This window comes from Achromobacter sp. JD-1, assembly GCF_038594925.1.
GTDB classification, from domain to species: Bacteria; Pseudomonadota; Gammaproteobacteria; order Burkholderiales; family Burkholderiaceae_B; genus Achromobacter; species Achromobacter spanius_C.
Genome location: NZ_JBCGCS010000024.1, coordinates 66,562 through 93,039 on the forward strand (window position 1 = coordinate 66,562; position 26,478 = coordinate 93,039).

General features: G+C 63.2%; 21 protein-coding genes and 1 tRNA gene. 11 read left to right on the top strand and 11 right to left on the bottom strand.

The annotated features are described in order from the left end of the window. Positions 1-51: 51 nt before the first annotated feature. The 3 genes from WBR68_RS26790 to WBR68_RS26800 are packed head-to-tail and all read left to right on the top strand — an operon-like array spanning position 52 to position 4,672. Positions 52-2,643 carry a fimbria/pilus outer membrane usher protein gene (locus WBR68_RS26790; RefSeq protein ID WP_230695727.1) on the top strand — a complete coding sequence of 864 codons (2,592 nt, stop codon included), beginning with the start codon at positions 52-54 and terminating at the stop codon, positions 2,641-2,643. An 8-nt stretch (positions 2,644-2,651) separates the two neighbouring features. Next, on the top strand, positions 2,652-3,422 hold the full coding sequence (locus WBR68_RS26795) for a fimbria/pilus periplasmic chaperone (protein ID WP_230695728.1): 771 nt from the start codon (positions 2,652-2,654) through the stop codon (positions 3,420-3,422). Between the two features lie 32 nt (positions 3,423-3,454). Beyond that, positions 3,455-4,672, top strand: coding sequence for a fimbrial protein (locus tag WBR68_RS26800; RefSeq protein WP_230695729.1), 1,218 nt, complete (start codon positions 3,455-3,457; stop codon positions 4,670-4,672). 129 nt (positions 4,673-4,801) lie between these two features. On the opposite strand, the gene WBR68_RS26805 is transcribed toward WBR68_RS26800, so the two are convergent. The 3 genes from WBR68_RS26805 to WBR68_RS26815 all read right to left on the bottom strand — a co-directional run bounded on the left by WBR68_RS26805 (position 4,802) and on the right by WBR68_RS26815 (position 9,908). Further along, positions 4,802-7,474 (bottom strand): two-partner secretion domain-containing protein, encoded by a 2,673-nt coding sequence (locus tag WBR68_RS26805; RefSeq protein WP_230695730.1) that lies wholly within the window; start codon positions 7,472-7,474, stop codon positions 4,802-4,804. Between the two features lie 67 nt (positions 7,475-7,541). Next, positions 7,542-8,999, bottom strand: a complete 1,458-nt coding sequence (locus tag WBR68_RS26810) for a ShlB/FhaC/HecB family hemolysin secretion/activation protein (protein WP_230695731.1) — start codon at positions 8,997-8,999, stop codon at positions 7,542-7,544. Positions 9,000-9,536: 537 nt separating this feature from the next. After that, complete coding sequence (locus tag WBR68_RS26815; RefSeq protein WP_050449781.1) at positions 9,537-9,908, bottom strand: Hpt domain-containing protein; 372 nt, start codon at positions 9,906-9,908, stop codon at positions 9,537-9,539. A 313-nt stretch (positions 9,909-10,221) separates the two neighbouring features. Here WBR68_RS26815 and WBR68_RS26820 point away from each other — a divergent pair, with 313 nt between their 5' ends. Next, positions 10,222-10,923: a response regulator gene (locus tag WBR68_RS26820; protein WP_050449782.1), complete on the top strand. Its 702-nt coding sequence runs from the start codon at positions 10,222-10,224 to the stop codon at positions 10,921-10,923. Between the two features lie 10 nt (positions 10,924-10,933). Here WBR68_RS26820 and ggt read toward each other — a convergent pair whose 3' ends face one another. Further along, positions 10,934-12,529 (bottom strand): gamma-glutamyltransferase, encoded by a 1,596-nt coding sequence (gene ggt / locus WBR68_RS26825; protein WP_230695732.1) that lies wholly within the window; start codon positions 12,527-12,529, stop codon positions 10,934-10,936. Between the two features lie 24 nt (positions 12,530-12,553). Further along, a complete protein-coding gene (locus tag WBR68_RS26830) occupies positions 12,554-13,549 on the bottom strand; it encodes a Bug family tripartite tricarboxylate transporter substrate binding protein (RefSeq protein WP_050449784.1) in 996 nt (331 codons plus the stop codon). Positions 13,550-13,764: 215 nt separating this feature from the next. On the opposite strand from WBR68_RS26830, the gene WBR68_RS26835 reads away from it, so the two are divergent. Both WBR68_RS26835 and WBR68_RS26840 read left to right on the top strand, forming a co-directional pair. Then, positions 13,765-14,421, top strand: coding sequence for a GntR family transcriptional regulator (locus tag WBR68_RS26835; protein WP_050449785.1), 657 nt, complete (start codon positions 13,765-13,767; stop codon positions 14,419-14,421). Between the two features lie 270 nt (positions 14,422-14,691). Continuing rightward, positions 14,692-15,975 (top strand): MFS transporter, encoded by a 1,284-nt coding sequence (locus WBR68_RS26840; protein ID WP_230695743.1) that lies wholly within the window; start codon positions 14,692-14,694, stop codon positions 15,973-15,975. 1 nt (position 15,976) lies between these two features. On the opposite strand, the gene WBR68_RS26845 is transcribed toward WBR68_RS26840, so the two are convergent. After that, positions 15,977-16,849, bottom strand: coding sequence for an NAD(P)-dependent oxidoreductase (locus WBR68_RS26845; RefSeq protein ID WP_050449787.1), 873 nt, complete (start codon positions 16,847-16,849; stop codon positions 15,977-15,979). A 92-nt stretch (positions 16,850-16,941) separates the two neighbouring features. Here WBR68_RS26845 and WBR68_RS26850 point away from each other — a divergent pair, with 92 nt between their 5' ends. The 4 genes from WBR68_RS26850 to WBR68_RS26865 all read left to right on the top strand — a co-directional run bounded on the left by WBR68_RS26850 (position 16,942) and on the right by WBR68_RS26865 (position 20,456). Next, a complete protein-coding gene (locus tag WBR68_RS26850; protein WP_230695733.1) occupies positions 16,942-17,370 on the top strand; it encodes a PaaI family thioesterase in 429 nt (142 codons plus the stop codon). Between the two features lie 106 nt (positions 17,371-17,476). Further along, the gene (locus WBR68_RS26855) at positions 17,477-18,658 is read left to right on the top strand and encodes a CaiB/BaiF CoA transferase family protein (RefSeq protein ID WP_230695734.1); all 1,182 of its coding nucleotides are present in this window, start codon (positions 17,477-17,479) and stop codon (positions 18,656-18,658) included. 20 nt (positions 18,659-18,678) lie between these two features. Continuing rightward, on the top strand, positions 18,679-19,653 hold the full coding sequence (locus WBR68_RS26860) for a Bug family tripartite tricarboxylate transporter substrate binding protein (protein ID WP_230695735.1): 975 nt from the start codon (positions 18,679-18,681) through the stop codon (positions 19,651-19,653). A gap of 11 nt (positions 19,654-19,664) precedes the next feature. Continuing rightward, positions 19,665-20,456 carry an enoyl-CoA hydratase gene (locus WBR68_RS26865; RefSeq protein WP_230695736.1) on the top strand — a complete coding sequence of 264 codons (792 nt, stop codon included), beginning with the start codon at positions 19,665-19,667 and terminating at the stop codon, positions 20,454-20,456. Positions 20,457-20,527: 71 nt separating this feature from the next. Here the strand turns inward: WBR68_RS26865 and WBR68_RS26870 are convergent, their stop codons facing one another. Next, the gene (locus tag WBR68_RS26870; RefSeq protein ID WP_230695737.1) at positions 20,528-21,442 is read right to left on the bottom strand and encodes a LysR family transcriptional regulator; all 915 of its coding nucleotides are present in this window, start codon (positions 21,440-21,442) and stop codon (positions 20,528-20,530) included. 32 nt (positions 21,443-21,474) lie between these two features. Next, a complete protein-coding gene (gene cls, locus WBR68_RS26875; protein ID WP_230695738.1) occupies positions 21,475-22,932 on the bottom strand; it encodes a cardiolipin synthase in 1,458 nt (485 codons plus the stop codon). Positions 22,933-23,156: 224 nt separating this feature from the next. Here cls and WBR68_RS26880 point away from each other — a divergent pair. Further along, a tRNA-His gene (locus WBR68_RS26880) sits at positions 23,157-23,232 on the top strand. Between the two features lie 94 nt (positions 23,233-23,326). Here the strand turns inward: WBR68_RS26880 and WBR68_RS26885 are convergent. From WBR68_RS26885 to WBR68_RS26890, 3 genes are read right to left on the bottom strand one after another with little or no spacing between them, the layout of a single operon-like run. Then, positions 23,327-24,487, bottom strand: a complete 1,161-nt coding sequence (locus tag WBR68_RS26885) for a hypothetical protein (RefSeq protein ID WP_175171055.1) — start codon at positions 24,485-24,487, stop codon at positions 23,327-23,329. Beyond that, complete coding sequence (locus WBR68_RS31520) at positions 24,393-24,659, bottom strand: DUF4224 domain-containing protein (RefSeq protein ID WP_175171211.1); 267 nt, start codon at positions 24,657-24,659, stop codon at positions 24,393-24,395. The genes WBR68_RS26885 and WBR68_RS31520 overlap by 95 nt, the downstream gene beginning before the upstream one ends. Before the next feature lie 33 nt (positions 24,660-24,692). Next, entirely contained in the window at positions 24,693-25,958 is a 1,266-nt protein-coding gene (locus tag WBR68_RS26890) for a DUF1173 family protein (protein ID WP_230695739.1), read from the bottom strand. Positions 25,959-26,478 lie beyond the last annotated feature (520 nt).

Genomic DNA, 26,478 nt, shown 5'->3' on the forward strand with positions numbered 1-26,478 from the left:
CGCTATTCCGCTTGCGCGCGTCCCCGAGCGCGGCGTGAGGTCCGGGCGTCAATGCGCGCCGGAAGCTGCCTGCTGGCAGCCGCCTTCGCCATGGCCGGCGCCAGTGCGTGGGCGCAAGACGAGGTCGCTATTTTTGACTCCTACATGCTGATGCAGGAAGTGGGTGGCCCCACCATCGACACCCGTCGTTTTCAACGCGCGAACTTCGCCGATCCGGGCATGCACCGGCTGGACCTCTACTTCAACGGGCAATGGCGCGGCGTTGACGACATTGAATTTCGCAACGTGCCCGGCCAGGACAGCGCCGTGCCTTGTTACGACGCCGCCATGCTGGAACGTGGCGGGCTGGATCTGGGCAAGGTGTCGCGCGCGGATGGTGTTGAACCCTTGCCCCGCGAACTGACCTGCGATGATCTGTCGCGCTACGTACCCGGTGCAAAAATCCGCGTCGACATGGCGCAGCTTGGCTTGTACGTGACGTTCCCGGAATACCTGCAACGCTTGGCGGTGTCGAACCGCTGGGTGGACCCTTCCCAATGGGATAGCGGCATCACCGCCGCGCGTCTGAACTACAACGCCAACGTCTTCACGACCGACAGCCAGGGCCGGCGCATGACGCGCGGCTATGCGGGCATCAATGCGGGCTTGAACCTGGGCGCGCTGCGGCTGCGCCATACCGGTTCGGCGTTCTGGTCGCAAACCCGCGGCGCGCAGTACCAAGCCAGTTCCTATTATCTGCAGACCGACATCCCCACCTGGCAATCGCAGTTACTGCTGGGCGAAAGCTCAACCAGCGGTGAACTGTTCGACGCCGTGTCGTTCAGGGGCGTGCAGCTATCCAGCGACGACCGCATGCTGCCCGAAACCCTGCGCCACTACGCGCCCACCGTCCGGGGCACCGCCAACAGCAACGCCAAGGTCTCGGTCTATCAGCGCGGCTTTCTTATCTATGAAACCACCGTTGCCCCCGGCCCTTTCGCCATCGAGGACGTGCGCGCGGCCAGCTATGGCGGCGACCTGGACGTGCAGGTGACGGAAGCCGACGGCAGCATGCGGCGCTTTGTCGTGCCGTTCGCGACCATCGTGCAACTGTTACGGCCCGGCGTGACCCAGTACAGCCTGACGGCCGGCCGGGCGGCCGACCCGGGCTTGCGCGGCCCCTCGCCGTATGTGCTGCAAGGCACGCTCAAACGTGGCATGGGCGATGCCGTGACCGGCTACGGCGGCCTGGCGTTTACCGACCACTACGGATCGGTGTTGCTGGGCGCGGCGATGAGCACCACCCTGGGCGCCTTTGCCGCGGATGTGACGGCCGCCCGCGCCAAGGTGCCGTTGGAAGGCAAGCGCGCCGGCGCCAGCTACCGGCTCACTTACAGCAAAGACCTGCCCAACAGCGGCACGAACTTCTCGCTTTTAGCCTACCGCTATTCCACCAGCGGCTACCTGGGCCTGCGCGATGCGGTGGCGCTGGGCAATGTGTCGCGCAACTACCGCTACCAGGGCGATGGCCGCATGCGCAGCCGCTTCGACCTGAACGTCAGCCAGAACCTGGGCGCAAGCCTGGGCAGCATGTATGCGTCGGCGTCCACCGCCAACTACTGGTCGCGGGCCGGCAGCGACGTCAATTACTCGGTTGGCTACAACAACGACTGGCGAGACGTGTCGTATTCCATCGCGCTGCAACGGGTCCATAGCGCCGGCATGGGTGGCTATTGGGGGGGAGGGGGCAGCGCGAAAAGCACGCAGGTGACGCTTAGCGTCGCCATCCCGCTGGGTCGCCGGGACATGACTTCCCGCGCGCCACGCCTGAGCGCGGTCTACACCGGTGACAGCCGTGACGGCGCGCGCTTGTCGTCCAGCGTCAGCGGTCCGTTGGACGATCGCGGCGCGGGCTCATACTCGGTGTCGGCCGCCCACAACGGCCGCAGCAACGCCAATTCCGCGGACGCCAGCGTGGGCTATAACTTTCCGCAAGGCTCGGTGTCGGCCAGCGTGGGGCAGGGGCGGGGGTATCGGCAAGCGTCCCTGAGCGCAAACGGCGCCATGCTCGTGCATGGCGGCGGCGTGACCTTGGCGCAGACCATGGGCGAAACCGTGGCGCTGGTTCACGCCAAGGACGCAGAGGGCATGCGCGTGGGCTATGGCGTCAACCGGGTAGACGGCAGCGGCTACGCGGTGGTGGGCAGCCTGAGCCCCTACCGCTTGAACTCGGTGGACGTGGATCCGGCCGACCTGCCCGTGGACATCGAACTCAAGACCAGCTCGTTGAACATCGCGCCCCGCGCGGGCGCCATCATCAAGCTGGTCTACCCCACGCTGCGCGCGCGTCAGGTCTTGATCCTTAGCAAGCTGGCAGACGGCGCGCCCTTGCCATTCGGCGCCGAAGCCATCGACCCGCAAACCCGCATGGCGGTGGGCGCGGTGGGGCAGGGCAGCCGCATCGTCATGCGCGCAGAAAGCGACCAAGGAAGCGTGCGTATCGAATGGGGGCCTGGCCAGGGCGAAAGCTGTCACATCGACTACGAATTGCCCGCTCGCCACACGCGCGGCGACAGTGCCTACGACATCCTGGAACTGGAATGTGTTCAAGACCAGCCAGGCCCTGTACAGCAAGGCGGCGTTGGGCCGCTGTCCCTGCGATGAGCGCGCGCGTGCTCGCCGGGTGGCGCGGGGTGTTGATGCTGGCGATGGCGGCGGCGTGCGTGATGGCGCCCGTTCGCGCGGTGCAGGCGGATTTGGTCGTGACCGGCACGCGTTTCATCTATCCGGCGGGGCAAAAGTCGCTGACGCTACGCACCGGCAACGCCGGGCAGCATCCCATCCTGGTGCAAAGCTGGCTGGATTCTGGCGATTTCACCGCCGACCCCAGCCGCGAAACCGTGCCATTCCTGCTGACGCCGCCCGTGTTTCGGCTGGATCCCGCAGGGCGCGTGAGCTTGCTGCTGCGGCATACGGGGGAAGCCATGCCGAAAGATCGGGAATCCGTGTTCTGGATCAACTTCCTGGAGGTGCCGGCGCGCGATCCGTCGCAGAAGAACTTGCTGCAGCTTGCGTATCGGTTGCGGATGAAAGTGCTGTATCGGCCCGAAGGCTTGCCGGGGTCGGCCAGTGAGGCGATCGGCAAGGTGGCATGGACGTATCACGCGGCCGAAGGCGAAATCGAAGCGCATAACGAGACGCCGTATTTTGTGTCGTTTGCTCGGGTGGAGCTGGAGGCCGAGCGCGATGCCGGCAAGTTCATCACTGGCTCGTTCATCACCTTAAGCGGGCTGACCGTCACGCCGCTGGGCCGCACGCGGTTCCAGCTTCCCAGCGGGCCGGCGCCTCGCTGGGGCAAGGACGCACTGCGGTATCAAGCCGCCAACGACGACGGCGACATCATCGAAGGCCGGGCGCCACTGGGCTTTCATCACAAGCACTGAAGGCGGACAACACGACTAGTACTGCGCGTGGCATGTCGGCCAAGGAGATCAACATGGGCAAGAGACGAATGCGTCATCCAAAGGGATGGAGGGCTGGCGTGGCGATGCTGGCGATGCTGGCGGCGCCGCAATGGGCGTCGGCCGCGGATGATGTCTTCGCGGCGGCCGAGTGTGAGGAGTTTCCAGGGTTGGCAGGCTCTGGATGGTCCGAGGTCGAACCCTTGACAACGCAGTCTCAGGTGGGGCAGGTGCTGTTCGAAAGGCAGGCGCCGATCGCGATCCGGCTCAAGCCGGTGAAGCTGCCAGGTGCGCAAGAGAAGCACAAATTATTTGGCACGGCCGCGTGGCGCAATCCCGTCAACATGGTGAACAACATCGTCAACACCAACGTCGATGGCATAGGCTTGAAAATCCTGTTTCAGGATACCGAGGTTTCCTCGGCTTCGATGAGTCTGGTCATGGATGCGCAAGACATTATTCCTCGACATGGCGTGTTGTTGCAGTTTGCGTACTTTGCCTACGTGCAGCAGTTGGTTTTGATGGCAAAGCCTGAAGATCTTCCGCGCAATCTGAACGTGACGGGGGTACCGCCCAACACGGCGATGGTGCTTGGGTTTTTCACCGAACGCGCCGGATTAACGGCGCCGGGGCAGATTGGCGTTGGCATTCCATCCTGGCAGAATCCACCGCCGACGGACCCGCCGGGGGCGAAGCTCTGCGGTATGACTTCTGTCTATCAGGGTAGCAAGATCTTCAGCATGGGAACCAACGCGGGCGCGCAAAGTATCACCATCAAGCACCAGTGCGATGCCGGCGCGCACCAGAATATTCCGGTGCACATGCTGCCGGCCTTCGTCGCGGATTTTCCCGCTGAGGGCGCGATGTCAGCACCCAGGCCCTTCAACATCCGATTGAACCAATGCAGCGCGCTTGCGCGGCCGCAGGTCAAGTTCAGGGCCAAGAGTGGCCTGGTTGCCGGCACGGACACTGTCCTGGCCTTGTATGGCCGGAATGCCAACGGCGATAGACCGGCCCGGGGAATCGGCGTCATCGTGGTTGACGAGCAGGATCAGCGCGTGCGCTTCGGACCCGTGGGGGGCGCCTACGGGCCCAACTATGCGATGACCCCGCTGGACGGCGGCGCGCAATTGTCCTTGGCGGCTCGTTATATCCGCACGGCAGTGGGTCGCGACGACCTGGAAGGCGGCGTGGCCAATGCCGCCGCGGAGTTCACGTTCGAGTTTCCCTAGGCGCTGCGACGCGACATCGGCGACGCCGCGTCGGCAACACCGCATCGGCCGCCCACGCGAAGGTGGCGCAATCCGAACGGACTGCGCCACCTTTGTCTTGATGTCAGGGCGTTATGTCGCCACAGCGCCTTACCAGACGGTGCCTGTGTTGCGCCCCACGACGGCGCCGCGGGTTTGCAGCAGCCACTGGCCCCACCAGTAATTGACGCTATTACGCGCATGCGACTGATGGATCAGCCCTTCGTTCACGCCCACCAGCCCGCCCATCGTCGTGTGCAGTCCGCCACTGATGTTGCCCTGTGCGGTGCCGCCCTGGATTTCCGCGGTGACCAGGTTTCTGCCGACCAGACCGCCGATGCGGCTCTTGTATTCGCCGCGAACAGTGCCGCGCGACACGGCTTGGTGGATCGTCCCGCGGTTCACGCCCACCAGGCCCCCCACGTCGCCCCGATCCCGGCCGGAAACGTTGCCGTTGGCCTCGGTGTTGGTAAGCCTGCCGTTGTTGTAACCCACCAGCCCACCGACCGCGCTGTGATGGCCCCCGCTGACGTGGCCGCTTGCGGCGGTTTGGTCGATCACCCCGCCGTTGTAACCGGCCACCCCGCCCACGGAGAAGGCCGAGCCGCTGCTCACCTGCACCCGGCCATAGGCGGCGGACTTCGCGATGATGGCCTCGTTTGCGCCGACCAGGCCGCCGAAATGGCCGTTGCCGGATTCACCGCTGTGGGTGACCGAGCCTCGTGCCTTGACGTTGTATAGCGTGCCGCCCGCGCGGTTATAGCCGGCAAAGCCGCCGGCGTGAACGTTGCCGGATACTTGCACGGTGGCCTCGGATAACGAGTCGCTGACAAAGCCCCCGTTGTTGTCGCCGATTAGGCCGCCGACGCGCCCGCCCCGGGCTTGCAGCGTGGAGTTGGTAACGCTTGAACGCTCGATCACCCCCCCGTTGCCACGACCCACCAGGCCCCCCACCGCGCCCATGCCCCCCGCCAGGTCGTTCATGCGCGTGCCCGCCGCATGCACGTTGGTGATGGTGCCGGAATTGGTGCCTACCAGCGCGCCGGCGGCTTTGTCCGCCGATCGCGCGTGTTGAGCGGTTGTGACCGAGGTAGAGGACAGGTTCAGGTTGCGGATATTGCCCGATGACTGGGCGAACAGACCCGCATGGTTGTCGCCGGTGACCTCGAACTTGCTCAGAGTGTTGCCCAGGCCCTCGAATTCGCCGGTGAAGACGTCACTGTCATTGCCGATCGTGGCGACCCGGCCCGCCTGAAGGCTCTTGCCCAGCGCATACCGGCCGTTCAGGTCCTTGTTCATGGTTTCCCACTGGCTGACGTCGTTGATGACCGTATAGCGGCCATCGCGGGTTTCGTAGGTGCTGCCCTTGCCGCTCAATTCAATGGACACGCCATGGCGTAGTTCAAAGTTGGACTTTGCGATCAGGGCCAGCGCCGCGTTGTCGCCCGCCAGGGTCATGCGGGCATTGATGCGCAGGTCTCCGCCCAGCGTCTTCGCCGCGATGGCCGCGCCATTGCCGTGGGCGGTTAGCGGGGCGTTGACGTCCACGTGCCGCGCGGCCTGCAAGGTCAGTGACGTGCTTGCATCCCATTCGACCGGGGCGTTGACCGCGATGTGGCCGACCGTGCTGACGAGCGAGACGTTGGTGGTCGCAAGGCTCTTGCCAAGCGTGCTCGCGGCCAGCGTAACGTCGTTCGTGACGGCGTCTGGGGAAACGTTGATGTGATGCGCGGTGATCGACCATGTGCCGGTTTGCCCCGCCGCGCCGCGCGTGTCGATGTCGATATCGGGCTGGATGAACACGGCTTTGCCCTTTAAGGTCACCGTGCCGCCGGCCATCGTGGTCCCTCCCGTGGCGGTCAGCTTTCCGCCGGCGTTGATGCTGGCGAAGTCGCCGCCGTCCAGAATGATGGAGCCCGATTTTCCGTCAAGCGAATTGGCCTCGATAATGCCATTGTTGTTGACGACCAGGGACGGCATGGCGCTCCTGGAACGTCCCTTCATCATGACCGTTCCGCCATGGGCGCGCAGCGTTCCTTCATTTTCCAGAATAGACTCCAACGCGGCCCGGTCAACCTGCAGGTGCAACAGCGTATTGCCGTCCAGAGTCAAGGTGAACGCCCCGCCGGATGCCATCGCGACGCTACCTCTGTCCGCCTGGATGCTGCCGTTGTTGATTATTTTTTCGCTCAGCAGGGCGACACTGCCGCCATCGGCGCTGATCCTTCCTTCACTAGTGATACCTGTTCTCGATGGACCGTTGAAGCGCATCGTCTCCCCGTCCAGAAAATCGTCCTGGTTGACCTGCTTGGTCGAGGCGACCAAGCTGCCCACGCTTACGCGCGATGACGTCCCGAACATAATGCCGTTCGGGTTGATCAGGAATACACGGCCGTTGGCGGTGATGTCGCCTCGGATGTCGCTGTAGTGTTGCCCAAGTACCTTGTTAAGCACCGCGGAGGTTCGCCCGGGTTGGTTGAAGATCACCTGCTTACCCGCGCCGACGTCAAACCGTTGCCAGTCGATGATCAGCTTGTCCGTCTTCTGGTTGACCCGCATGGTGTTCTTGTCCGCGTCGATAGCGATATCACCGGTTCCATGCTTGATCACCCCTTCCTTCGGAAACTCCTGTGCATGGGCCGCGCCAACAACCCCCATCAACGCCAGCGCAACAACGGTCATCCGCAACCCCCCCGACGATTTTCCACGTCGACGCGCGCATTCGCTGGCGGCAACCCAGCCGCCCCGTGCTTCGCTCCAAACCAATGCAAAAGTCTTGTTCATGTTTCCCTCCTGGGAAAGTGCTGCGCCCGTGCGCTTACCGGGCGTGGGTGCAGCGGGTGGGTAGGACTCAGAAGTAGCGGGTGGCCTGCACCCAGAACTGGGGTTGTCTGTCGTTCTTCGCGGTCTCTTTGCCTTGGCGCAAGGGCCAGGCGGCGCTGACGTTGACCACATGCTGGGCACCGCCATGCGCGATGCCCACGCCGAATGCGCTTAAGGATTGATGATTGCGTTCGGATGTCCAGGCGCGTTTGTTCACCTGCACGGACCCCGTATCGACGAAGGCCGAGAATTGCAGGCCGGGCAGCGGCAGGTAACGCAGTTCGCCCGTGGCTTGCCAGCCTTGGTCGCCACTGGCGGCGCCCGATGCGTAGGCGCGCACGCCATAGGGGCCGCCCAGGCTGAACTTTTCAGCGCTGTCCAGGTTCTTGTTGGCCCACTGCGAGCGCACCCGTCCGTAAAGCTGCACGGGGCCGGCCACGCGCTGCAAGCGGCTCAAACTGAGGTTGACCACGCCGAAGCCGCCGGCCGCCTGCTTGGCAAACTTGTCGTCGCTCCGCTGCGTTTCGTCGCCAAAGCGCAGATTGCCCCGCGAAACCCCCAGGTAAACGCTGTTGCTGGCGCCGCCCCACAGCGAGTCGCGGGCGCTGGCGTTGATCGCGGCGGTCCATAGGCCGATACGTTGGACGCGGGTCAGGTCGAAGTAGTCGTAGCTATCCCGCAGGCGCTTGTGTTCGTACTGCAACGAGGCCTGGACATTGATGTCGCGACTGCGCAGCAGGTTTTGCCGTACATAAAGGTGCGAGGTCTGCGCGCTGCCGTGGGCTTGCAGCACGGCAAACTCGCGGCCCAATTCATAGCGCATGTTGGACGCACCCATGCCGACGCGGGTGGACCACGGGCCAAGGGGAAGCTGGTAGTCCAGCTGGTAATAGCGCTGTTCGCGGTCGCTGGACAGCAGGCGTGCATCCAATTGGTCGCCCAAGGCTAAAGGGCTATTGATGCTGGCGGCCACGCTAAGGCGGTATTCGCCCGTGTAGGCGCCACCAAAGTTGTCGGCGTCGATGCTGCCGGCGATCCATGGGCCGGCTTCGGCGTTGACGACAAGGTCGGTTGTGCCGGGCTCGGCGCCCGCCCGCAGGGTGCCGGTGGCAATAACGCCGGCCAAGTCATTCAGCAGCAGCAGCGCCTGATCCAGGCTACGGCCGTGCACCGCATCACCGGGGTGCAAGGGTTCCAGCACGGGTGCGAGCGCGCCATCCCGAGCTCGCGATGTATTGTTCAGCAGCACCTGGCCATACGCCCCTTCCACAATGCGGAGGCGAACCAGGCCGCCCTGTATTTCCTGGGCGGGCAGGTATGCGCGCGCCAGCAGGTAGCCATCCTGCTGGTAGTGTTCGGAGATTCGGGCTGCGGCGGCGCGCAAGCCGTTCAGGTCTTGCTCCGACCCAAGCAGATCGGCCAGCAGAGCCTGTAGCGTAGAGTCGTCGTAAACGTGATTGCCGTCCAGCAGGAAGCCGTTGACCAAGACCCGGCTGCTTTTGGCGACATCGGTTTCCGGGGTGTGCGCAGGGGCACGTTGGGCCGGAACGTTCAGCGCCGGCGCCTCTGGAGCGGGGGGCGGCGCAGGGATCGTCGATTCCAGGTCGCGAATGAAGCGGCCCGCGTTAGGGCGGCCCGCGTCAGGGCGGCCCGCGTCAGGGATTTGCGCCCAGGCAGGCGGGGCGCAGAGCACTAGCACGCAAACGGAAACGTAGTGAACAGTTTGGCGAGAAAATCGCTGAGCAATTCGGAGTGCGAAAAAGAAACGAGGAACTGCAAGCGCCGCCAAGCCGCCGTGTGCGTCGGGTTGCCGCGTATTCATTCTTATCATTCGATGTTGCCGGTGTGTTGTTGCCTTGCACGACTGGCGCAGGCACTGGCATCTGGCCCCTCACGGGCGAATTCGAATGACTATACGAAGCGTGAAGCGGACAAGCTCTATGAGGACTATGAAAGTCCTATGCGACGACTACGAATCCCGAATCGTCGCGGCGCCTGGGTATGGCAGGGGGCACCGACTTCGCTAGCGCGAAACCACCTCGTCGGCCATTTGCTTGCAGGACTTGCCGAATTCTTGCAGCGCCAGGTCTAGTTGCGCCACGACGGCGTCCAGCGACAAGTCATGGTTATCGGGGTCCATGCAGGCGTGGCTCAACACCGAGCAAAGCCTGCTCAGTTGCGCGTCGCCCGTCATCTGGGCCGCGCCCTTGATGCGGTGTGCCAAGTGGCGCAGCGCGGCACGGTCGTCGCGGGCATGAAGCAGGCGCAGCCGTTGCAGGTCAATGTCATTGGCCTTGATGAAGGCATGGGCCAAGGTACGGATGCGTGCGGGATCGGCGCAGGTCAACTCGGTGATGGTGCGTGTGCGGCGTTCGTGTCGCAGGGCGGGGGTCATGGGCTTGCTGATATGGCCTGTTGCGGGTATGTGTCTCTTGACGATAGCCGCGAAGGCAGGCCGGGCGTGGTGGGGTTACGCTTGGCTCCTGCGCGGGAAAGATGCACATGGGGTACTTTCGTATTATTCCTATTCTCTTATTGACCTTAGCGCAGCACTATATCGGTCTATCGATATAGCGGCTTCACAATGGCGAAACGCCGATGCAACCCATCCGATGAACAAAACAACTTGCTTGCAGCAGACGCTATCTCCAGCATGCGAGGCAACGTGTTGCCCGGTGGGTCCCGATGTGGAAGAGGGAAATGCAACAATGTCATCACGATACATTCGCGTGATCGTCGCGGACGACCACCCCGCCGTGGCGCTTGGGGTCAGCTATGAACTGGGGCTGGACCCGGCTATCGATGTGATCGGATGCGCGGAGAACTCCACTGACTTGGTCGCGCGGCTGGAAACACAACACTGCGACGTCGTAGTGTCTGACTACACCATGCCCGGCGGCAAATACGGAGACGGCCTGGGGCTGATCGCGCTGTTGCGGCGGCGGTATCCCGCGCTGCGCGTCGCGGTGCTGACCATGATCGACAACCCCACGTTGATCCGTGCCTTGCTGGCTTACGAAAACCTATGCGTGCTCAGCAAATCGGATTCAACCAGCCACATCATCAACGCCGTGCACGCCATGTACCAGGGCAAAACCTACTACTCGCCCACCATCAAGGACATGATCGTCAACCAGGCATTTGTGCTGGGGCGTGGCCGGCTGACCAAGCGTGAAGCCGAAATCGTGCGCTTGTTCTGTGCAGGCGCCACCGTGACCGAAATATCCCAGATGTCGCACCGCAGCGTCCAGACGGTCAGCTCGCAGAAGCGCAGCGCCATGAGAAAACTGGGCATCGAACGCGACGCCGACTTGATCAAGTACGGCGCCGACGCGGTGCAAAGCCAATTGGGCGAAGGCGGCTTCCCGGCGCTTCAGCGGCCGGACAAGACCGCCTGGAGCCTGGCCTGAACTCCCCGATTTAAAACCCCACGGCCTGGCCGTCGCGCCGTGAATCCGATGCCGCCAAGTACCCACCCTGGGGCAGGCGGCATATCAATTGCGCCGAGCCGAATTCCAGGCTGTCGGCGGGCGCCACGGCCACGTTGTGGCCACGGTCGCGCAGCGTTTGCACCACGTCGTCCGGCAGGTGCGATTCCACATTCACTACCGGGCCCTTCTCCACACGGAAGCGGGGCGCGTCGCTCATGGCCTGCGGGTTCTGGCCGAACGCGGCCAGGCGCGTGACCATCTGCAGATGCCCTTGCGCCTGCATGGATCCGCCCATCACGCCGAACGACATCAAGGGCTGGCCGCCGCGCGTGACGAAGGCGGGAATGATCGTGTGCATGGGCTTCTTGCGCGGGGCCACCTGGTTGGCGTGTCCGGGTGTCAGCACGAAGTTCAGGCCGCGGTTGTGCAGGCTGATACCGGTGCCGGGCACCACCACGCCTGAGCCGAAGCCGTGGTAGTTGGATTGGATGAACGACACCATGGTGCCGTTGGCGTCGGCCGTGGTCAGGTAGACCGTGCCGCCGGTGGCGGGCGTGCCGACGGTGGGAACACTGGCGCGGTCCATGGAAATCAGGCGCGCGCGCGCGGCCAGATAGGCGCGGTCCAGCAGCGCTTTCGCGTCCGTGCGCATGTGGCGCGGGTCGGCCACATGATGATGCAGGTCGGCGAACGCCAGCTTCATCGCTTCGATGCTGACGTGGTAGTAGTCGGCGCTGTCCACACCCATGCCTTCCAGATCGAATTGCTCAAGCATGCCCAGCGCCATCAAGGCGGAAATGCCCTGGCCGTTTGGCGGGATTTCGTGCAGTTCAACGTCGCGGAATAATTGCGAGATGGGTGCGACCCATTCCGGGCGGTGCTCGGCCATGTCGGCGGCGCTGAGCGCGCCACCCGTCTGGCTGGCAAAGTCGGTGATCTTCTGCGCCAGTTCACCAAGGTAGAAGCTGTCGCCGCCGGTTTCGGCGATGTCGCGCAGCGTTTTGCCCTGGGCGGGAAAGCGCCACCATTCACCGGCTTGCGGCGTGCGGCCTTCCGGCATGAAGGCCTCGGCAAAGCCGGGTTCATGCGCCAGCTTGGGCGCTTGCGTCGCCCATTGCCGGGCGATGGTGGGCGACACGGGAAAGCCTTCTTCGGCGTAAGCGATGGCGGGCTCGAACAGTTTGGCGAAGGGCAGCTTGCCAAAGCGGTCGGACAGCGCTTTCCAGCCGGCCACCTGGCCGGGCACGGTGACCGTGCCCCAGCCGGTGCCGGGCATGGCGTCGCGGCCATTGAAGTATTCGGGCGTCCAGGCGGCCGGCGCGCAGCCGCTGGAGTTCAAGCCATGCAGGCGCCCGTCGTGCCAGACCAGCGCGAACATGTCGCCGCCGATGCCGTTCATGACGGGCTCGACAACGGTCAAGGCAATGGCGGTGGCAATGGCGCTGTCAACGGCATTGCCACCGGCCAGCAGCATGCGTAGCCCCGCCTGCGCGGCCAGCGGTTGGCTGGTCGCGACCGCGTTGGCGGCCAGGACCGGCATTTTTCGGGAAGCGTACGGAAAAGACCAATCGAAGGAGGGGGACATGGATGCTGGGACTCGTAGATAGGATTACTGCGCCGTGATGCCGGCTTGGTCGATCAACTGCTTGGTGCGCGGAATCTCGGCCTTGATGAAGGCGGCGAATTCTTCGCGGCTGCCGCCACGCGGCTCCGCGCCGGCTTCCGCCAGCTTACCGCGCAATGCCGGGTCGGCCAGCACCTTGTTCACGGTGCGGTTGAGCTTGTCGAGGATGGGTGCGGGCGTGCCTGCGGGCGCCACCAGGCCATACCAGGGGGCGATGTCGTAGCCGGCATAGCCTTGTTCCGCGATGGTGGGGATGTCCGGCGCCAGCGCCGAACGCTTGGCATTCGACATGCCCAGGGCCAGCAGCGCGCCGCTCTTGGCTTGGGGCAGCCCGGTCATGATGGTGTCGAAGTACATGGACACCTGGCCCGAGAGCAGGGCGGGGATGGCTTCGCCCGCGCCCTTGTAGGGCACGTGCAGGATATCGATGCCGGCGATGGACTTCAGCATTTCACCCGCCATGTGCGAGGTGGTGCCCGTGCCAAACGACGCATAGGTCAGCTTGCCCGGGTTGGCGCGCGCATAGGCGACCATTTCCGGCAGGGTCTTGAACGGTTGTTGCGGGTTTGCCAGCAGGATGTTCGGGGTGTAGGCCACCAGGGACACCAGCTCGAACGCGTCCGGGTCGTAGGCCAGGCGCTTTTGCAGAAAGCGGTTGGTGACGACGGCGGCGGGGCCACCCATCAGCAAGGTGTAGCCGTCGGGCGCCGAGCGCGCGACCGAGGCGCTGCCAATGGCCGCCGCGGCGCCCGGGCGGGCTTCCACAACAAAAGGTTGGCCCAGTTCGTTGGACAACGCGGCGCCCAGTTGGCGCGTGATCAGGTCCGTGGCGGAGCCGGCCTGGAAAGGCACGACGATGCGCACGGGGTGCTGCGGCCAATCGGTGGCCGGGGCAGCGGCCGACGCTGCTTGTGCGCCAGCCTGCGTCGCGAAGGCGGCGGCGGCCAGGCCGGCCAGCGTCCGGATGAGACGAAATTTCATGGATTCCCCTTGATCGCGTGTGAAAAATGGAATGCCGCCGGGCGGGTCTGTCGCCCGTTCCGGCGCGAACAGCCCGTAGCGGTGCCGTCCGGAGGCAATTAGACGGGAGTGGGCGGGCTTGGACTATTAGTGTTTGCATCCATGGATCACTGGATCCAGTTTGTGTTATTTTTGCGTTTATCTATCATGGCGGCTTTCCAAGCCCGGGGACGACAATGCTGCAGTTTCAAAAGACAGCGATCAGCGCCGAAGACGAGGCGTACCTGCATTTGCAGCGCGAGATCCGCCTGGGCCGTTATGCCCCCGGCCAGCGCTTGGTGCCCGATGTAGTCGCCGCTGAAATCGGTACCAGCCGCATGCCGGTGCGCGGCGCGTTGCGGCGGCTGGCTTCCGAAGGCCTGGTTGAAATCCGCGCTAATCGCGGCGCGGTCGTGCGCGGCCTGAATCAGCAGGAAATGCTGGAAGTGTTTGAAATGCGTTCGGTGCTGGAAGGGCTGGCCATGCGCAACGCCGTGCTGCATATGAATGCCGAACACGTCCGCCGCCTGAGCAACATGCTTGAGCAACTGGATCAAGGGTCTGGTGATTATCTGGACTGGACCACTGCCCACCGGGAATTCCACGAATACCTGTGCAGCTTCTGTCAGCAGCCGCGCTTGCTGGGGCAGATCTCGGAGCTGCATTCCGTGGTTGAACCCTATATGCGCTTGTGGACGGCCCAGCCGGGGCGCGTGCTGCGCGTGCGGGAATCGCACCAGGAATTGATTGACGCGCTGCAAACGCGGGACCCCGAGCGATGCGAAGCGGCGATGCGCCAGCACGTGCTGAACACGGTGCCTGCCTTGCAGGCTTTCCTGGAAAAGAAACCCTGACCGCGCGCTCGCCGCGGGACTTCATTCGCAAGGCCGACCCATTGGCCGCTCACCGAACAGCTTTTCTTGGTGCACCGGATTCCCGCTTATAGCCGGGAGTAATATGTCGCGTCCGGTGGGCCTATGGTCGCCGGCAAGAACACGCCCACTGCGCGCCGTCCTTCTCCACCCCCGTGTCGTCAGCGGACTTTCGTCCGCGCCTCCCCTGCGGTGTCTGCAAGCCCTGGCGCGCGCGTGCGGCCAAAAAAAGTGACATCAAGGAGAGGCATGTTGGACAAGCAAGAGTCGGGCGGCTGGTATTTCGGCTGGAACATCGTCGGCGCCGCCGCGGTGCTTACCCTGTTGACGGTGGGCCTGCGCATGGGCATCGGGCCGTTTTTCCTGCCGATGGCGGACGGCTTGGGATTTTCTCGCAGCCTGTTGTCCGGCATCGTCGCGGTGGGCATGCTGTGCTACGGCCTGGCCATGCCGCTGGCGGGATATCTGGTCAGCGTGCGCGGCACGCGTTTCGTGCTGCTGACGGGCACGGCGATTGTGGTGGCGTCGTCGCTGTGGACGGTGTTTGCACGTGGCCCCATTGAATTCCTGCTGTCGTTCGGCGTGGCGCTGTCCGTGGGCCTGGCCTTCACCAGCCCCGTGGCGCTGACCCCGATCATCAGCCGCTGGTTCACGCGCCAGCGCGGCATGGCGCTGTTCTTCCTGTCCACCGGGTCCATGGCGGGCATCGCCTTGATGACGCCGACGCTGACCTTCGCGATATCCGCCCTGGGCTGGCAGGAAACGCTGCTGGCGTTTTCCGTGCTGTTCGCCTTGCTGACGGTGCCGGTCGCGCTGTTCGTGATGCGTGATGTGGCGCCCGAGCACACGGACCTGCTGCCGCATCAGATCATCAAAGACAAAGCGCCCGCCAAAACAACAAAAGGCACGGCCTCAGCCAACAGCAGCACCCCCGCGCCCAACGTGCGCAACGCCTTGCGCACGCTGCCGTTCTGGCAGGTGGCGCTGGGCCTGTTCGCCTGTGGCTACAGCATGAACCTGCTGGGCACGCACGGCATGCCCATGCTGATGGACCACGGCTTTGACGCCACCACCAGTTCGCTGGGCATCGGCCTGATCGGCCTGGTCGCCATCTTCAGCACGCTGGTGCTGGGCCGCATGTCGGACCAGGTGGAACGGCGCAACATCCTGGCCGCCATCTATCTGGTGCGCGGCTTGGGGTTCTTTGCGTTGGTCATGGTGGGCGCGCACTGGGAGCTTTATGCGGCGGCCACCATCGGCGGCATCGTGTGGGCGGGCAGCATCGCCTTGTCGTCGGCCATTCTGGCGGACGTCTATGGCATCCGCTTGGTGGGCGTGCTGTACGGGCTGACCTATCTGGGCCACCAGATCGGCGGCATGATCAGTTCGTGGCTGGGCGGCTGGGCCTTCGATACCTTTCACACGCACTGGGTCGCCTTCGGGTCGGCGGGCGTGCTGTTGCTGGTGGCGGCGGCGATTTCATTGCGCTTGCCGGGGCGCGGCTTGGCGCGCGTGCCGGCAACCGTGGGGCGCTGACTTAGCGGTCTTTCAGCAACGTCACCAGCTCGGGCACATAGCGTTCGCCGCCGCCTTGCGTGACAGCCTGGTCGAACGTGTGCTGCACGGCCGCGCCAATTTCACGCACGGCGCCGGCTTCGGCCGCCATGGTGTTGTAGTAGGACAGGTCTTTCTGCGCGTTCGACATGAAAAAGCGCAGCGACGATGGGTCCTGCTCCAGCAAGTACGGCTTGATGCGTTCCAGCGCCACGCCACCGCCGCCGCCCTTGCTCAAGACTTCCGCGAACACCGCCGGGTCGATGTCCGAACGCAGCGCGCACGCCGCCGCTTCCGACAGCAGAGCCACCACGCCCAGCGACACATAGTTGTGCAGCAGCTTCATGCGGTGCCCGGCGCCAATGGGGCCGGCGTGCGTGATGTTTTCGGCAAAGCAGGCCAGGATGGGCTTGCACTCTTCAAACAGCGCCGCATCGCCGCCCACCAGCAGGTTCAGCCGGCCTTCGGCGGCTTCCTTGGGGGTGCGCGTCATCGGCGCGTCCAGGAAGCGGCCGCCGGAATCGGTCACGGCTTGGGCCACTTTCACGGTGGACGACGGAATCGCCGTCGAGCAATCAATGATGACGGTGCCGGCGCGCAGGCCTTCCAGCACGCCGCCTTCCGACAGCAGCACGGCTTCCACCTGCGGGCTACCGGTCACGCACAGAATGATCACATCCGATTGCGCCGCCAGCGCGGCGCCGCTTTCCACGCTGGTCGCGCCAGCGGCTTTCAGCGCATCCAGGGGCTGATTGCCCGGATGCTCAAGCACGGTCAGCGTATGACCATGCTTGACCAGATTGCTTGCAATACCGTGGCCCATGAGGCCGATTCCAACCATGCCGACTTTCGCCATCTTCCACTGCTCCTGCCATTTGTAGGTGTGTTGTGGCGTAAATCTTACTCTTAGATTACTTTCTGGCATCCAATCCAAGCACTGACAATTCCATGATTGATTCCATTCCCGAGGGTTTCGCGCCGTGGCGCCCCAGCAGTCCGTTCATGACGCATCTGGCCGACCTGGGCGCTTTGTACCGGCGTGATGCCGACAGCGTGCTGGCCCTGCGCGTGAACGAGGCGCACTCGAACATGCATGGCATGGCGCACGGCGGCTTGCTGGCCACGCTGGCCGACAGCGCCCTGGGGCACACCATTGCCCAGCAGTTGCGGGTGTCTGTCGTGACGGTGCAGATGTCGGTGGAATACCTGAACGCGGTCAAGCCGGGCGACTGGCTGCAAGCGCACGTGCGTATCGACAAGCAAGGCAGGCGCTTGATCTACGCCAATTGCCTCTTGCAGGTAGACGGGCGCGTCATGCTCAAAGCGAATGCCGTGTTTGCCGTGCGTCCGGCCCCAACTCCCGCGTCGGACGGTTGATGGCGCAGCTTTGAAACGGCACGAACGCAGCGTTCGAAACATTCAACTTCTCAGGGTCTGAGGCCGCGAACATACTTCTCCAAAGCTGTTGAATCACGGAGACGCTATGCTTCACAACGCCTTGCGCGGCATCAAAGTCGTGGACTTGTCGCGCATACTTGCCGGCCCCTGGTGTACCCAGAACCTGGCTGATCTTGGCGCCGAAGTCGTCAAGGTCGAACACCCGGAGCGCGGCGACGACACCCGCGGCTGGGGTCCGCCCGATTTGCAATCCGACGATGGCCGCGCGGCCATGTCCGCCTATTTCATGGCGTGCAACCGGGGCAAGCAATCGGTTGCCATCGACTTCGCATCCGAAGCGGGCGCGGCGCGCGTACGTGAACTGGTCGCGCAGGCCGACATCCTGGTCGAGAACTACAAGGCAGGCGGGCTGCGCAAATACGGCCTGGACTATGACTCGCTTGCGCGTATCAACCCGCGTCTGATCTATTTGTCTATCACCGGCTACGGCCAGTCCGGCCCCATGGCCGACAAGCCCGGCTATGACTACGTGTTCCAGGGCATGGGCGGGCTGATGAGCTACACCGGCCAGCCTGACGGCACGCCCGGCGCCGGCCCGCTGCGCACCGGGGTCGCCGTGGTCGACCTGATGACGGGCATGTACGCCACGTCCGCGGTCTTGGCTGCCCTGCGTCAGCGCGATCAGACTGGGCAGGGCATGCCACTGGATATCTGCCTGCTGGATGTGGCCGTGGCGCTGAACGCCAACCAGGGCGCCAACTACCTGGTGTCTGGCGTGGTGCCCAAGCGCAGCGGCAACGCCCACCCCAACTGCGCGCCCTATGAAGTGTTTGCGTGTGCCGATGGCCATTTGATCCTGGCGATTGGCAACGACGCCCAGTTTGCGCGCTTTTGCGCCGTGGCCGGGCATCCCGAATGGGCGCTGGATGCGCGCTATGCGACCAACAGCGCGCGACTGTCGCACCTGGACGGCTTGCGCGCGCAGGTGGCGCGGGTCTTGGCGACCGCGCCACGCCAGCATTGGACCGCCGCGTTCGATGGCGCCGGCGTGCCATGGGGCCCGATCCACACGCTGGATGAAGTTTTCGCGCATCCGCAAGTGCTGCATCGGCAACTGGTCCAGACCGCGACCCACTCCGTGCTGGGCGACATGCGGCTGGTGCGCAACCCGCTGTTGGCCGGCACGCCAGCCGATGCCTTGGGCGCGGCCCCGCCATTGCTGGGCGAACACACCGACGCCGTGCTGGGCAGTCCGGCCACGATTTGAACCACCCCGAGGAGACAACAATGACATCCATTAAAAAACTGCCGCTTGCGGTCCTGCTGGCCTGCCTGACCACCCCTGCGCTGGCCGCCGCCGAGTACCCCGACAAGCCCATCCGCCTAGTCGTGCCATACGCCGTGGGCGGCACCACCGACATCATCGCGCGCGTCGTGGGCAACAAGCTGGGCGCGCAGTTGGGCCAGTCGGTCATCATTGAAAACAAGCCGGGCGCGGGCGGCAGCATCGGCTCGGCCTACGCCGCCAAGCAGCCCGCCGACGGCTACACCCTGGTGATGGCGGTGGAAAGCTCGCACGCTGTCAACCCCAACGTCTACGCCAAGAGCGCCTACGACCCCGTCCGCGACTTTGCGCCCATCAGCAACCTGGCCGACGTGCCCAACGTGCTGGTCGTGAACCCGGCATTGCCCGCGCAGGACCTGGCGGGGTTTCTTGCCTTGCTGAAGGCCGATCCGAACAAGTACGCCTTCGGCTCTTCCGGCAATGGCGGCTTGAGCCACATGAATGGCGAACTGTTCATGAAGACCACCAGCACGCGCATGCTGCACGTGCCCTACAAAGGCCTGGGCCCCGCGCTGAACGACTTGGTTGCCGGACAGGTACAGGTGGTGTTCGACAACATACCGTCGTCCTACCCCTTGATCCAGGGGCAGCGCATCCGGCCCTTGGCGGTGGCGGCCAAACAGCGGCTCAAGGTGCTGCCGGACGTGCCCACCTATGCCGAGGCTGGGTTGCCCGCCATGAACAACCCGTCGTGGTTCGGCCTGGCCGCGCCGGCCGGCACGCCCGCGCCGGTGCTGGACAAGTTGAACGCGGCGGTGCGCGAGGCCTTGGCGGACCCCGCCACGGTGGACGCTATCGAACGGCAGGGCGCGGTGCCCAGCCCGATGTCGCGGGAAGACTTCGGCGCGCTGATCGCGCAGTCGAACCGCCACTGGAAGGCGGTGGTCGAAGACATTAAATTCGAAAAAATGCAGTAAGAGGAGCGCTTGTGAATACCAAGAATCTGTCCTTTCCCCATGCCGGCGTCCAGATCGACGCATCCGGCATCGCTACCTTGACCATGCAAGACGCCGGGGTGCTCAACATCTTGAGCACGCCCGTTATCGATGGCCTGCGTCTAGCGCTCATGCACTTGCAGGACGACGAATCGGTGCGTGTGCTGGTGCTGCGCGGCGCCGGCGACCGCGCCTTCGTGGCCGGTGCGGATATCGCCGAAATGGCCGCGCTGGACGAATCCAGCGCGCAACGCTTCATCTCGAACTTGCGTGACCTGTGCAACGCCGTCCGGCACTTTCCCGTACCGGTGATTGCCCGCATCCCTGGCTGGTGCCTGGGCGGCGGGTTGGAGTTCGCCTTGGCGTGCGACCTGCGCATCTGCACCGATGACGCCAAGTTCGGCATGCCCGAAGTCAAGGTCGGCATTCCGTCGGTGATCCATGCGGCGCTGATGCCAAGGCTGATCGGCGCGGCCAACAGCGCGTGGCTGCTCTTGACGGGTGAACTGATCGACGCGCGCCGCGCGCAGGACTGGGGGCTGGTGAATGCCGCCGTGCCGGCAGCGCAGTTGGACGACGAGGTGAACAAGCTGGCGCAAGGCTTTGCCGCGTTGGGGCCCGCGGCGTTGCGTCAGCAGAAGAAATTGCTGCGCCGCTGGGAAACGATGTCGGTGGACGCGGCGATTGAAGACAGCGTCGCGGAATTCGGCGCGGCCTTCAACACCGGCGAGCCTCAGAAGTTCATGAACGAATTCCTGGCCAACAAGCGCGGCGGGAAGGGCTGATCGAAGGGCTGATCGAAGGGCTGAACAACCGATGACCCGGCGATGGTCAGGCGTTGTTCAAAAGAGGGCGATCAATCCGAGCCGCGCGTTGCGGCAACGATCGGGTCGTCCAGCAGGTACTCGGCCACCTGCTCCACGAACGGTGACAGCGGCCCGTCGGCTTGCGTCACCAGCGTCAGTTCACGCAGCGCCCAAGGTTCGCTGATGGCCACCGCCGCAATGCGCTGTTCGCGCAAGGCGGTGGCGGCCACGCTGCGCGGCACCAGCGATACGCCCACGCCGGCCTGAACCATCGCCAGCACGGCGTCGAAGGTGTGCACGTGGATGCGCACCTTGGGCGTCTTGCCCGCCAGCTTGGCCATGTCGCGCAAAAAGATGTAGTTGCTGCTGGCGCGGCTCATGCACACGAAATCCAGGTCCAGCACGGCAGGGAAACGAATCGGTGAATGTTGCACCACAGGATGATTCAACGGCGCCGCGATGATCAGTTCATCGATCGCATAGCGCACGGCTTGCACCCCGGCGGATTCGGCATGGCCGGCGAAGATGCCGATATCCGCTTCCTGCCCCGCGATGGCGGCCTCAATCGTGTTGCTGGAGCGCTCTTCCAGCAGGATGTTCACATTCGGGTTGGCCGACAGAAAGCGGCTCAGGCTGGGCACGATGAACCCGTTCAACGAACTGCTGTTGGCGAACAGCTTGACGCTGCCTTTCAGGCCGCTGGCAAAGCCGCTGACTTCACCATGCATGCGCTCCACGCCGGCCAGCAACGAGCGCACATGCTTCAGCACAAACGCGCCTTCCGCCGTCAACTCCATGCCGCGCGCCTCGCGCTTGAACAGCGGCACGCCCATTGCCATTTCCAGGTTCTTCAGACGGTAGCTGGCGGATGAGGCGGTCAAGTGCACGGTATTGGCGCCGCCCGACAGGCTTTGCGCCTCGGCGATGGCAAGGAACAGGCGAAGGTCGGTGAGTTCGTAACGCATCGTGCAAGATTACCGTGGCCGCTTTTGATGCGTCAGAGATACGGTGTGGCCAGCCAGATGACCTTGTTGCGCAGCCGCTTGGCGAATGGCGTGCTGGTCAGGGTTTCCAGGGTTTCCGCTTTGGAATTCGCGATCAGCCCATCGATCCGGTTGCCGATCCAGCGTGCCACGGTAGGGTCATAGATTTCGCTGTCCAGCTCAAAATTCAGGCGCAGGCTGCGCGGGTCCAGGTTCGAGGACCCCACGTAGGCCCAGGCGTCGTCCACCGTCATCAGCTTCGAATGGTCGAAGGTGCCCAGCGCTCGCCACACGCGGCAGCCGGTGCGCACCACCTGGTCCAGTTGCGCCGACATGGCGTAATCCACCAGCCGCAGGTTGTTCTTGTTGGGGATGACGATATCCACCTGAATACCGCGCCGCGCGGCGGTGCCCAGCGCGCCGATCAGTGTCTGGTCGGGCAGAAAGTAGGGCGATTGAATGCGCACGTGGCGCTGCGCCACCGCCAGCGCACCCAGCAAAATGTTGTGCGAACTGCCCAGCGCACGGTCCGGCCCCGACGGCACGCAGCGCATCGGCACGTTGCCGGTGGGCGGCAATGCGTGCGGATCAAACCAGGGCCGTGCCGGCAGCGATTCATGCGTCGTGAAATTCCAGTCGTGCGCAAACACCGACATCAGCTGCGTCACGATGGGCCCTTCCACGCGGAAATGCGTGTCGTGATTGACGGCGTCGCCCGCCAGCGCGCTCACAAACGCCGCCCGCACGTTCATGCCGCCGGTAAAACCCACGCGCCCGTCTATCACCAGCACCTTGCGGTGGCTGCGCAGATTGGCATACGGCATGCGCAGCACGCCCAGCGGATTCGTCATGAAGCGCGCCACCGGCACGCCGCCGCGCGCAAGCATGCGAACGATGGGCGGGCGCGAATACTTGGAGCCGATGGCGTCTATCAACACCCGCACCAGCACGCCCCGCGCCTGCGCCTCGATAAGCGCCTGCGCCATTTCACGGCCGATCTCGTCGTTGTCGAAAATGTAGCTTTGCATCGCGATGGCGTGCTGCGCGTCGCGGATGGCTTGCATCATGGCCGGATACGCTTCATCGCCGCCCGCCAGGGGCTGCACCGCATTGCCGCCCAGCAGCCGAAACTGGCTGACGCGGTCGCCCAGGACTTTCAACGACGCAAACTGCGGCCCCGAGACCGCCACCACGTCCACCGGCAAGGTGTCGACCTGCTCGGCATCCACCACCATGGTTTCGTCACGCTGCTGCGACACCCGCGTCTTGCGGATGCGGTTGATGCCGGCCACAAAGTAAAACAGGGCGCCGAACAGCGGCGAAAACAGCGCCACCCCCACCCAGCCGATGGCCGCCCGGACGTCCTGCTTGGTCATCGCGGCATGCACCGCAGCACCCGTGCCCGCCGCGATGCTGACGGCAAACACCAGATGGGGCCAGTAATCGATCAAAATTGCGTGTATGCGATCCATAGCGATGACGTAAAAGTCGGCCTCCAGGGTTGAGCCATGCGGAAGGATAGCAAGGTGTGCGGCGTTGGCAATGGGGAGGAAGATAAGGGGCTTTTGACGGCCCCCAAAAATATGCTATAGTTCGGCCTCTTCGTTGCTGAGCTTCAGTTTGAAGCGCGGCGGGGGAGAAGAAAGTAATGCTGAAAAGTAGTGCTGAAAAGCAATACACCAGTAGTACCCCAGAGGTGGCTGTAGCTCAGTTGGTAGAGTCCTGGATTGTGATTCCAGTTGTCGTGGGTTCGAGCCCCATCAGCCACCCCAAAGAATTCAAAGAAATCAGGCACTTACGCGAAAGCTAAGTGCCTTTTTTCATTTCACGATGTGAATTTTTAAATAGAAATTCGAAGTTTTAAATTCACTCCGTTGCTGCGGCACTTTTCACCAGTCGGCGATCATAGTGCTTGTGTGTCGTTGATGGGTTCGCGTGACCGGCGAAGTCGTATGCGTCTTTGGCCTGCATCTCCAACTTTCGGGAAACTGCTGCCGGGCGAATATCAAGCAGTGAGAAGTAGAGCGGATGATCCGTGACGAGGTCAGTTTCGTTCACAGATTGGTCCTGAGCTCTGATCCAAGCGTTCATGGCGTCTTGCCAAGAAGATCCCCATCCTGACCTTGAATAGCAAGCGCCCCGGCGGGTTGCAGCGAACAGGTATTTGCTAGCGATCTTGTCCTCTCGCTGTAGGGCGCGTTCGACTACACAACGCAATCGTCGAGACCAGTATCGCCGCTTTACTGAGGCTGCTTCACCTTTTTTCCGTTTTGCGGAGACGACGATAACGCCATCACGTTGGAGGCCGTCTTTTGTGAACGGACGCACTTCGGCGGCACGAAACCCAGTGAGATAGGTGAACATCGCCGCGCAGCCCAGCGTTCGATAGTTCTGGCGCTGTTTGAGAGACCAAAGGTAGAACCTCAAAACTTGCCGTCGACTGACCACGCGGACTTTCGTGTCCGTCTTGTTGAGCATCATTCCCGTGAACGGGTTGTCTTCCATCAAGTCCCAACGCACCCCATAGTGGCAAATCGTTGCTAGCTGCGAGAGCTCCTTGTTTGCGCGAGCGGGCGCACCAGCTTCGGCCCGCGCTTGCAGATATTGATAGCCGTGTTGTTTGCGTAGAGTCCTTGGCCCCATTCTTCCAAAAAAGGCAGACAGATTTTCGTAAGCGGCGAGCCTCAGTGCCTTCCCGTGCGGACTTTGATCTGCATAGTGCGTTGAATCGATCTCATCGCGGAACTTCTCGATCATTTCGGCAACGGAGCCAGCAATGACTGCACCATCGCGGATTTCTAAGGCCCGTCGCATAGCTGTGCGACGGGCCTGTTCAATAGCCGCTTTATCGCCGAGTGATGCCCTGCCCAGAGTTTCGCCCCTGCCGTCGGGGTGAATGTAATAAAACGACACGACGTTCGTGCCGACGCGTTTATAGAGTCGCGCCACTCCTGTGGGTTCTCGCTGGCCGCCGGAACGCGTCGACGTTCGGGCTCGCTTCGAGGCGGGCTTTTGTTCTTTGCTCATCAACAAGACCTAGCTTTCTGTTTCTGTATTCGCGAAGCACGCGCGGTAGACCGTTCATAGTCACGACGTAGCTCCAACGGTTAGCTGTGAGCCAATTTGCCATAGCGGCTCGTTGGTTCGCCTTGCAGCCGACAAGTTCGGCGAGCTCTGATGCTGTCAGATATTCGCTCACGACGTGAATCTCCGTGGTTCAGCGTTGATGTGTTCATGAGGGGAAACTCGGAACTGGATCTCCCGCTCCGGCGTTCCAGGACCACCAACCATCTTGCCCATACCTGTCATCGTAAAGAGCTGTTTTTTCTGCCCTTCGAGACTGGTACTCGGGCGTGCACATAACCCAAACCTCCAAAGGCGTGGGCGTGTCAGTATCGCGTAGCCAGAAGTCGGGGAAAACGGCGTCCTCGCCAGCATCAAACCGCAGCGGCTTTTCGAACCGACGCTTTTCCGCCACGAGCTTGTCAGCGACTAGAGCCTCATAGCCTGAATCGACCGGTATCCAGTCGCGCGTTGTCTGCATGAGAGCGATATCGACAACCTGCGCGCGCATGCTGCCGCCAGAGGATTTGGGCGGGTCGGTTTGTACGACTGCGATGACGTCATTTCCTGCCCGCCAAGAATCAATTTCTCGGGCAAAGCGGCGCTCCAACGGTTCCCAGACGTTCTCATCGAGGTTCAGGTACGGGATTCCATGAAACCCCGCGATAGGCAGCGTGGTGCTGCCGTCCATTCCCTCTTGGTGCTGTGCGAGGGGGGCAATCACAACCAAGCGCCGTCGTTGCGTGACCGCTTCCAACGCCTTGGCCTTGTTGTGCCCTGCTTGTTGCCCGGTTGCGGTCGGCGTGGCGATCACGAGGTTTTGAGCCAGTCGCACACGCCCCGCGTAGGTAGTCATTGCCGAGCGCATCAAGTGGTAATGCACCACACCAAGATTGCGCTTTCCTTCCATGCCTGGCGACCATGCGTGCAGCCCAGCCTGCGTCCAAAGAAAGTGTAGAAGACCGAGCAGTGTCATGCTGGCTTGGCCGGTACGCGGGCGCGTCGCGGGTATCGACGGCGCGGCGGGGGACGAGGCGTCCCCTTCTTCTGGGGCGGCTGTCGCACGCTGTTGAAGCCCGACCTTCAACTTAATCTTGACCGCGCCGTCGTCCAGTTCCTGGACCACTCCGCGTCGGTATGAACCAAGACCGGACATGCTCGGATCTACGCCGTAATAGACGCAGTCTTCACTGTGTTCTGATCCAGTTTCAGGAAAACGGGCCAGGTGGAACCGATCGGAGTTGGAACGACTGTGGATCGACAAGCGCCGTTCGCCCGATCCAGGGCAAGTACACCTCACGTCTGCCTTGCCATGCGCCATCAACAGTACGCGCTTCCAGCCCTCCTTGAACTGATCTGCCGTTTGAAACTCTGGCGAGTACGGCCGTGTCGTGGACCCAAGCGTTATTTCAACCGGGTAGACCTTGCGATCCATGGCCTACTTCCGCACGATCGAACAAAACGTGGTGGCTACGTATGCCTGCTTGTAGCAGTCTGCTTTGGCGTAGGAGTAAAACTCGTACGACGCATAGCCCGCTGCGAGGATCACGGATACGACGCCCCAGATAATCATATGTTTTTTCATTGAATTTCCGTATGAAGGAAGCCCCGCTTCACAGAATCATGTCGAGCGTGAGCGGTACCCTTGTCCCTAGGGCAGGGTACCTGTCGTCAGCATGGAGACAGCTCTTGTCAGGATGGATATGCAGACGGATATCGAGAGAGCGGTCGAAGAGAGCGCCAACTACCCGAGGATGCCGTTGTTAATGAACAGCGCGTTTGAGCTGCTGTAGACCTACGTGAGATGGAGCCATGTGCCATCCGAATCGGAGCGCTCGACTTTCGAAGTGTTTAGCAGCTAAACACCGGGAAAAATCCTGGTGAACGCCGATTCGGATGCCGCCGCCGAGATACCACAACGTTGGCGGCTTCCTGCCGACTTGCACGGCGCAGGC

What these genes read in the sequence shown, in the direction of transcription:
- WBR68_RS26790 (WP_230695727.1), top strand. Translation starts at nt 52, where the DNA reads ATGCGCGCCGGAAGCTGCCTGCTGGCAGCCGCCTTCGCCATGGCCGGC.
- WBR68_RS26800 (WP_230695729.1), top strand. Translation starts at nt 3,455, where the DNA reads ATGTCGGCCAAGGAGATCAACATGGGCAAGAGACGAATGCGTCATCCA.
- WBR68_RS26805 (WP_230695730.1), bottom strand. Translation starts at nt 7,474, where the DNA reads ATGAACAAGACTTTTGCATTGGTTTGGAGCGAAGCACGGGGCGGCTGG.
- WBR68_RS26815 (WP_050449781.1), bottom strand. Translation starts at nt 9,908, where the DNA reads ATGACCCCCGCCCTGCGACACGAACGCCGCACACGCACCATCACCGAG.
- WBR68_RS26820 (WP_050449782.1), top strand. Translation starts at nt 10,222, where the DNA reads ATGTCATCACGATACATTCGCGTGATCGTCGCGGACGACCACCCCGCC.
- ggt (WP_230695732.1), bottom strand. Translation starts at nt 12,529, where the DNA reads ATGTCCCCCTCCTTCGATTGGTCTTTTCCGTACGCTTCCCGAAAAATG.
- WBR68_RS26830 (WP_050449784.1), bottom strand. Translation starts at nt 13,549, where the DNA reads ATGAAATTTCGTCTCATCCGGACGCTGGCCGGCCTGGCCGCCGCCGCC.
- WBR68_RS26835 (WP_050449785.1), top strand. Translation starts at nt 13,765, where the DNA reads ATGCTGCAGTTTCAAAAGACAGCGATCAGCGCCGAAGACGAGGCGTAC.
- WBR68_RS26845 (WP_050449787.1), bottom strand. Translation starts at nt 16,849, where the DNA reads ATGGCGAAAGTCGGCATGGTTGGAATCGGCCTCATGGGCCACGGTATT.
- WBR68_RS26850 (WP_230695733.1), top strand. Translation starts at nt 16,942, where the DNA reads ATGATTGATTCCATTCCCGAGGGTTTCGCGCCGTGGCGCCCCAGCAGT.
- WBR68_RS26855 (WP_230695734.1), top strand. Translation starts at nt 17,477, where the DNA reads ATGCTTCACAACGCCTTGCGCGGCATCAAAGTCGTGGACTTGTCGCGC.
- WBR68_RS26860 (WP_230695735.1), top strand. Translation starts at nt 18,679, where the DNA reads ATGACATCCATTAAAAAACTGCCGCTTGCGGTCCTGCTGGCCTGCCTG.
- WBR68_RS26870 (WP_230695737.1), bottom strand. Translation starts at nt 21,442, where the DNA reads ATGCGTTACGAACTCACCGACCTTCGCCTGTTCCTTGCCATCGCCGAG.
- cls (WP_230695738.1), bottom strand. Translation starts at nt 22,932, where the DNA reads ATGGATCGCATACACGCAATTTTGATCGATTACTGGCCCCATCTGGTG.
- WBR68_RS26885 (WP_175171055.1), bottom strand. Translation starts at nt 24,487, where the DNA reads ATGAGCAAAGAACAAAAGCCCGCCTCGAAGCGAGCCCGAACGTCGACG.
- WBR68_RS26890 (WP_230695739.1), bottom strand. Translation starts at nt 25,958, where the DNA reads ATGGATCGCAAGGTCTACCCGGTTGAAATAACGCTTGGGTCCACGACA.